General features: G+C 60.3%; 5 protein-coding genes. 2 read left to right on the top strand and 3 right to left on the bottom strand.

Annotated elements, in window-relative coordinates:
- Window positions 1-373: 373 nt before the first annotated feature.
- Entirely contained in the window at window positions 374-1006 is a 633-nt protein-coding gene (locus JHD73_RS26440; RefSeq protein ID WP_199033118.1) for a hypothetical protein, read from the bottom strand.
- A gap of 108 nt (window positions 1007-1114) precedes the next feature.
- A complete protein-coding gene (locus JHD73_RS26435; RefSeq protein ID WP_199033117.1) occupies window positions 1115-1915 on the bottom strand; it encodes a hypothetical protein in 801 nt (266 codons plus the stop codon).
- 115 nt (window positions 1916-2030) lie between these two features.
- On the opposite strand from JHD73_RS26435, the gene trfA reads away from it, so the two are divergent.
- Together trfA and JHD73_RS26425 are read left to right on the top strand one after the other, a co-directional pair.
- Entirely contained in the window at window positions 2031-3413 is a 1383-nt protein-coding gene (gene trfA, locus JHD73_RS26430; RefSeq protein ID WP_199033116.1) for a plasmid replication initiator TrfA, read from the top strand.
- A gap of 86 nt (window positions 3414-3499) precedes the next feature.
- Window positions 3500-4051: a YcbK family protein gene (locus JHD73_RS26425; RefSeq protein ID WP_368735562.1), complete on the top strand. Its 552-nt coding sequence runs from the start codon at window positions 3500-3502 to the stop codon at window positions 4049-4051.
- A 144-nt stretch (window positions 4052-4195) separates the two neighbouring features.
- On the opposite strand, the gene JHD73_RS29215 is transcribed toward JHD73_RS26425, so the two are convergent.
- The coding region (locus JHD73_RS29215) for a helix-turn-helix domain-containing protein (protein ID WP_233177165.1) at window positions 4196-5351 on the bottom strand (1156 nt) is incomplete at its 5' end.

Here is a 5351-nt window from a genome sequence, read left to right as displayed (position 1 = left end):
GTGCAAGACGGCTGGCAAGCTGTCGGGCGCAGCGAAGGCGGCGCTGCGCAGACACCCTTGCGCGGCAGCGCGTGATGAAGGTCTTCACGGCTTGCCGCCAGGCAAGCCGTGCGCTATTTGAGATACCGCCAGATCCAGAATGCGTTGATCACAAACGCAATCAGGCAGATGGTGACCGCCAGCCAGAAGAAGGGTTTTGATGGGTCCGCGAGAGGTAGGACAAGTAGCGGAAGCAGCAAGCCAATCCACGCTTGGATGCGCAAGCGCTTGATGCGCCTCGCGCGCGCGATCGTCAGAAGGCGAAGTTTCCTGTGTCATCACATCGGGCCTGTTGTCGGCCGCGCCGCTGTTTCATCCATCTTAGCCTTCCTGATCACGGCCAGAACTCGAACAGGCCTGCAGCGAAATCGCTGCGCAGCTGTCGCTCCGTGGAGTATGCGTAGCCCGACAGCCCCGGCGCCTCCAGGCAGCACTCAGCCAGGTAGGCGTCGAACTGATCGGGGAGAAACCAGTCTGTGGTCCCGCTCTCGAAGATGATGCCGTAACGCTCGCCGACGCGGAGATCCTCAACGGCAAAGACGATCCCACGGCACCCCTCCTCGACATCTTCACCCAACGCTTTGAGTGCTGCCACGATTGACCCTGTCGTCAGGTAGCCGCGATATCGGTACCCTCCCGAGCCGACCTGCTGCGCAACCACTGGCTCGTTAACCTCATCCACAGCGCGTCGACGAGTCCCGGGCCTCGGGCCACGCTTTCGAGCCGCCGGCTGCTGCGCGATCAACTCTTCAGCCGACGTTTGCCGACGTTCCATCGCGCGAGCCAGCTCCTCATAGGGTGGCAGGCCGGCAAAGGCGTCATTCCACAGCGGCGGCCGCTGCTGATCATTGATCTGCCGGCTGAGATATACGGGGGACACGTGCCAGTGCGCCGCGAGCGCGCGGCCGCTCCAGCCCTTCTCGCGCAAGATGGCGCGAATTTGCTCCGGGGTGTATCTCAAGTCCATGGATGAGCGCCACAAATAAAACTATGGTTTTATTTTAGCACCGACGTAGGCTGACGGTGGCAACAAAAAAGCCCGCTTTCGCGGGCTTTTCGGATGGGCGTCTGCCAATCAGTTTGCTACGAGGCGCAGCTGGTGCACCCCAAATCCTTCCTGGCGCTCCGCGGCTTCGGCAGCTGCGGCCTCATTGGCGCGCTCTTGCGCCTTCGCGTACATCAGCTCGACGAGATCGTCCGGCAGGAAGCCAAACTCCCGGGCGGCAGCCTGCACATCGCGCCACGCATATTTCGCGCGGCGCTCGCCCGACAGCGCATCGAACTGCACCGCATGGAAGACCTTATGGCGGATCATTTCTCGCGCTTCCTTGAACTCGGCTGGAGTGATAGTGAACCGCGTCTCGCACGGCACGCCGATGGAGTGCTGGAGTGTGGCCAGCATATCGGCGGGCGCCTCGGGCAGGGCAATACGGAAATTGTTGGTGCGATCGTGCAGGAGCACCATGCGCTGCACAGGCGCTGCGCGGCGAAACCACCCGCTCTTGGCTGCCGGCGTGGTGATTTCGACCACCAACAGGTTGTCCGAGCACAGCTCAGACAGCAAAGACAACACCGCTTCTTGCCAACGTGTCACGGCTGCCTTGCTGTCGCCGCGGGCGCACCACTCGATAACGCCCTCACTGCGCAGTGTCGAAAAGGAGCGATTGATGGCCAAGAGGTCGATCAAGTTCTTGAACGTCCTCTGGGAAATCATCTTGTTGTGCTCTTTCCCGTCTTCCGTGTCCCCAGTGAACAGGGTGTCATAGGACGCAGCCGGGATGGCCGTGCGGTCTTTGACGTCCGAGGCAGACAGGCCCCGCGCGATCTGGATGTTCTGCAGTTGCCGCCGCGACAAAGACTTGTTGTTCTCGGACATTTCACCACCTCACAGGACAAAGTTGTCGTTTTGGAATCGAAAAAAGTTATGTTTTTGTTCTGCTGTGTATAATAGCAAGCCAGTTGCCTCTTTGCATCTGTTTCGAAACGATTCCATGACCACCTCCAGCCACGACATCGTCGAGGTCGACGGCGTTCAGCACCCGCTTAGCCGCGAGGAGCATGAAGCGCTGATCGCCCAGACAGCCCACGAAATGGGCTGTTCGCGTGACGAAGCGTGGGAGCAAGTCAAAGTGCACGTCGCCGCGCTACTGGCCGACAAGCCTGGCCGCAAAGGCCGCAGCAAAGCGCCCGCCGATCCCGAACCGTCGACCGCACTCGTGGTCAGCCGTCCGAAGGCATCCAACAGTGTCGCGGAGCCACCGTATCTGGATGTCGTCGAAGGCGGGCGATACATTCTTCACTTGAACGGCTCACCCTTGAGCAGTGCCGCCTCGCTCCTCCCGGACGAAATTGCGGATCTGTGCAGCGGCTCGATCGTTGAAGCGATCCACAAAGGGTTGATCACGCTACCCAGCGAGCACGAGGATGTGGCGCTGTTGCGAGCGGCAGCACCGAAAGTCTTTGGTCTGGGACCCATCACCCCAGCCCGCCAGGCCGCAATCGCGGCCATCCAGCAAAAGCAGTACAAGTTTCCGTTCCATGAGTCCAACACGCGGATCATGCCGACGGACTTGAACAAGACGTCGCTCTTTCACGTCGCCAGCAACAACACGCCGCGCCGGTACTGCCGGGACGAACCGCTGGGTCGCATAGGCGACAGCGTTTTCGTGACATACCGCGGCGAGGAGCTGCGGCACGATGACGAGCTGGTCTTCATGCAGCTTCTTCACATGGCCCGTGGGAGATACCCGAACGAGGTCATATCCGTGCGCAACGTGCCCTTCTTCAGGGGCTCACGTGGCATCTCCAAACGTGTGTTGAGCTCCAACGACACAAACAGCGTTGAAGAGTCGCTCAGCCGCATGCGCGGCGCCTACTTGACGGTCCAAACGCGGTCTTGCGCCTTCACCGTCAACCTCATTGCGGACAAGGGGCGGGTGGATTCCGACACACTCATCGGGATCGACCCTGTGATGGTGATCCTGTACCAGAGCTTCACGGCGATGGATACTGACCACCTCTTCCAGACCACCGGCATCGCCCGCCAGCTGCTGAAGTTCATCTGCACCATCCCATACGCACAGACCTACCCCATCAAGGTCCTGAGTCTGTTCGAACTGTGCTACGGCACCCTGGAGGCGCTGGAGCGCCACTACCGCGAAAAGAACCCAGAGAAGACGGACCCTAAAGTACGCATTGCCATGAGCAAGAAGGTGTCCGACTTCCGCCGTAAGAATCTGCCCGCCGCCCTCGACTCGCTGAAGAGTGTCGGGGCGATTGTCGGTTACGAAATCGACGAGGATGACGAGAAGGTTGTCATTTTCCGCGATCCAGCCACAGTCAGTGGCCCGCTTACCGCGGTACCGCAGGCATGAATCGACGCCAATTTACGACTGCGGTCGCACTGGGCGGCTGTAGCGCGGTTGTGCCCAGCCTTGCACTGGCCAGACAGGATGAGATCGTGTTGCCTGGCTCCCTGGGCTGGCTTCCGATTCCGCCTGCGGCATCTGCAACCGACGAGGATTTCTGGGTCCGAGATCGACAGCTGTGGGTCCGGCGCCAGGATACCGGGGAGGCCTACAAGCTCGTGTATTGGTCTGGTGGACGAATCGTCATCGACAACTACATCCGCCTTTGCTACCTCTTTCGGGACGCTCATGTTGATCAGACGATGACCATGAGCCTGGATCTGCTGGACTTGCTGTTTGGCCTGCAGCGTTGGGCCTACCTCATCAACGGCAGGCTGATTCCGATCGAACTGACGTGTGGGTACCGCTCCGACTACACGAACGCGCACACCGAGGGCGCCGTTCTGGGCAGCGAGCACACAAAAGCGACCGCGGCAGACATCAAGATTGCCGGCATCGCCCCGGACGTGGTCGGCATGATGGCGAAGTTTTTCCGAGTTGGCGGCGTTGGCGTCTACTCGACTTTCACGCACGTCGATGGCGGCCGGATTCGCCAGTGGGTCGGCCACCCTATTTCGCAGCGCAGGCGCCTGCGACAGAGCTAAGTTGCTAGCCGGCATCCGACGGAACGGATGCCAGCACCCCTTAACCGCCCCACCCTGGGCGGTTCTTTTTGGCGCAAATATTTGCTGAATTTTGCGCTCACCACATTCAGTTGCCGCGATTGCAATCATAGGTGACCGCTTGAATTATTGGCGGTCCACGCCTTGTTTTGCTACCACTGGCCGACGCGCGCCGACCACAGCAGCCAGGCTGGCCAGGTGATTGAGGCCCAGGTGGGTTCGAACGCGTGGCTCCGCTGCCGGCAAGACCGATTTGTGCGCCGCCTGGGCCGCGCTAACGGAGCGCAGCTCGCTGTATCGGGCCTCCAACTCTGGAGTTGCCCGCAGGATCTTCTGGGCATTCAGAGCGCGTGCAAAGTCCCGGATCCAATGACCCGCGGCCGTGCGCAAACCAGCCTCCTCGATGTCCTGGCTTGTGAGCAGCTTTCCGTTCGTGGACACCTCGTACCGCTTGGTGCCGCCCGCGTTGTAGAAGACGCTGCCAGCAATACGCTTCTGCAGTTCAGCCAGCTCGCGGTCTTCGACAACACGGTGGGCCTTTTCCGACTCGGCTGCAGCTTTTGCTCGTGCCTGGTAGCCGAAATCGGAGTTGCTGCGCAGCAGCGCCCACAGGTAGCTGCGAGGATCTTTCGCTTGGCGGAGGAAATCCCCGGCCACCGCGACGATGTCGCCCAGGCGTTTGCCGTACTGGGTGCGAGCGATTTTCATCAATTTCCAGATGTAGTTTCGATGAAAGCCCAGGTCCAAAAGTGGCTGAACATCCTCCGGCACCGACCCTGGCTGTCTCTTTTGTAAAAGAGGGGACTGATAAAACCTATATACAGAGCGGTCTGACAGAGTGGCAGTCGGTTGGTCCGAAGAAGACTCCGTTGCTTCGCTTACAGCAGGCTCTCGTGTCTTGTTCTGCTCAGGAGCGGGGAGCGATGACGGCGCAGACACCACTGCAGGGGAGTTCACCTTTGCTGCACCGACTGGCGTGAAAAAACCCAAGGCCTCTGCGACAGTCCGGGACAGGTAGATGTAGGCCGAGCCGAACTGGCCGCCTCGTTTCTTTCGCTTCTGCTCCTCGACTGCGATAAAGCCTGCATTCACCAAATCCTCTTCAGCACGGTACCAGGTGCGTTCAGAGATGCCTGCGCGCTTTGCCAAGTATTTGCGGCGAGCGAATACAGAGCCGAGAGGGTTATCAGTGGAAACGGTTAGAGCGATGGCGGCAAGGGCCGAACGGGCTCTGCGCGGAATTGAGAGGAGGGCGAGAGCACGCTGGTGGGCGCGCAATACC

The organism is Ralstonia sp. ASV6 (assembly GCF_016429285.1).
In the GTDB taxonomy this organism is placed as follows: Bacteria; Pseudomonadota; Gammaproteobacteria; order Burkholderiales; family Burkholderiaceae; genus Ralstonia; species Ralstonia flaminis.
Note: the sequence above shows the minus strand (reverse complement) of the source record. Positions and strands in the feature narration are given on the sequence as shown.

Bases quoted from the DNA above. Each gene is read 5' to 3' on its own strand.
- trfA (WP_199033116.1), top strand. From the start codon at position 2,031: ATGACCACCTCCAGCCACGACATCGTCGAGGTCGACGGCGTTCAGCAC.
- JHD73_RS26440 (WP_199033118.1), bottom strand. From the start codon at position 1,006: ATGGACTTGAGATACACCCCGGAGCAAATTCGCGCCATCTTGCGCGAG.
- JHD73_RS26435 (WP_199033117.1), bottom strand. From the start codon at position 1,915: ATGTCCGAGAACAACAAGTCTTTGTCGCGGCGGCAACTGCAGAACATC.